Origin of the sequence: Coprococcus sp. AM97-35, assembly GCF_027697525.1 — a bacterium.
GTDB lineage: Bacteria > Bacillota > Clostridia > Lachnospirales > Lachnospiraceae > Allocoprococcus > Allocoprococcus comes.
The window spans coordinates 1-810 of record NZ_JAQESL010000080.1; the positions used below are offsets into that span (position 1 = coordinate 1).

Consider the following 810-nt stretch of genomic DNA (forward strand, 5'->3'; position numbering starts at 1 on the left):
CAATCCTAAGACTAACTGCTTTTTGTGTAAATATTTTTTGTTAGCACTAGAGAAAAATTCTCCAGTTGAATAATAGAAATTCTCCTAAAACTGCAAGAGTTAAATATACAATAGGTTCTAGTTTAGAAAGAGAAATAGATTTATGGTTAATATTTTTAAATAACCTTTTTGTCAATTTCCAAATAAAATATCCAATAACTGCCCCTAGCGTATTCATCATTAAATCATCAATATCTGTATTTCTCCGATTGAATAACTGGCAAAGTTCAATGGATAATGAAAAACCGAAGCCTATCATAAAAATTTTCAAAGGATTTCTGTATCGTTTCCAAATTAAAGGAATTAAAAAGCCCAGAGGTAAAAACATTATAATATTTAAAACATAAGTCATTATCCCCTCAGACTGAAACGGTAATAAATTGATTTCCTCTAATCTTATAATCGTATCATAATGTCCAATATCCCAAATACTACCTATACCTGCAACAGAGAACGTCAAGTAGATATATAACAGAAAAATATATACCCATACAAAATGAATTGCTTTGTTTTCTTGTTTTTTGTTTTGACGCTTGCAAATGATAAGCTGGTATAAGGAACAAGGAACTATAATACATAGCAAAGCATAAATTGTAGATAACATAGTAATCGTCCTTTCACAGTAATTTCAAATAAAATGATACAGTAAAAATCTTAAAAAGCACGAAAGAATGTATTTTGTTTTTATGAAAGATTTTATGTTATCATATCATTTTTTGCTCTGCAATTAAAGATAATTTCAATATTTTATGCACCGATAATCTTATTGAA

1 protein-coding gene is annotated in these 810 nt (G+C 27.7%); it reads right to left on the reverse strand.

Annotation, left to right across the window (positions count from 1 at the left end; translation table 11 throughout):
- Nucleotides 1-46: 46 nt before the first annotated feature.
- Nucleotides 47-643: a VanZ family protein gene (locus PG840_RS16745; RefSeq protein ID WP_006857107.1), complete on the reverse strand. Its 597-nt coding sequence runs from the start codon at nt 641-643 to the stop codon at nt 47-49.
- Nucleotides 644-810: the final 167 nt, after the last annotated feature.

Excerpts from the sequence above, each read along its gene's own strand:
- PG840_RS16745 (WP_006857107.1), bottom strand. The coding sequence starts at position 643 with ATGTTATCTACAATTTATGCTTTGCTATGTATTATAGTTCCTTGTTCC.